This window comes from Bacteroides muris (ex Fokt et al. 2023) (assembly GCF_024704895.1).
Taxonomy (GTDB): Bacteria; Bacteroidota; Bacteroidia; order Bacteroidales; family Bacteroidaceae; genus Bacteroides; species Bacteroides muris.
This window is the reverse complement of the sequence record NZ_JAMZEE010000129.1, coordinates 1-468: the sequence shown is the minus strand read 5'-3', so window position 1 is coordinate 468 and position 468 is coordinate 1. Positions and strand designations below refer to the sequence as shown.

Annotated in this window: 1 protein-coding gene; it reads left to right on the top strand. The window is 34.8% G+C overall.

The window, feature by feature from the left end:
* Window positions 1-21 precede the first annotated feature (21 nt).
* The gene (locus M1B78_RS18560; protein WP_257941507.1) at window positions 22-420 is read left to right on the top strand and encodes a pyocin knob domain-containing protein; all 399 of its coding nucleotides are present in this window, start codon (window positions 22-24) and stop codon (window positions 418-420) included.
* The last annotated feature ends 48 nt before the right edge of the window (window positions 421-468 follow it).

Genomic DNA, 468 nt, shown 5'->3' with positions numbered 1-468 from the left:
GCCCGTTAAATGTGCAATATTATGGCAGAGAAACAAGATATACCGATGAATCAGTTCCAAGTGGTGACTGATGCAGCATACATATATGCAGAAGCTACGAACGGTAGCCAAGTGAAGATTAAGAAGAGTGATTTGATTGAGTTAATAAAATCAGGATTAGGATATTCATATCTAAAGAATAATCCGAATGAAATTATAGAAGATTGTAATATTTATAATCATTTCTCTAAAAATGGATTATATGTCGTAGATGAAAGTACTCAGAATAGACCACCGGAATCTAATTACCGAGCTATACTCTTGGTACTTAGTAGAAATGGATATCATTACCAAGAATACATCGAAGTAACAACAGGAAAAAGATATTATAGATATTATACCTCAGCCTGGAGCAGCTGGAAGTCAATAATGCTTACCTAGTCTGGCAACATAATTTGCTCCTTTCATTTCTTACCCTATCTTCTGCCC

Coding starts and splice junctions, on each gene's coding strand:
- M1B78_RS18560 (WP_257941507.1), top strand. CDS start 22: ATGGCAGAGAAACAAGATATACCGATGAATCAGTTCCAAGTGGTGACT.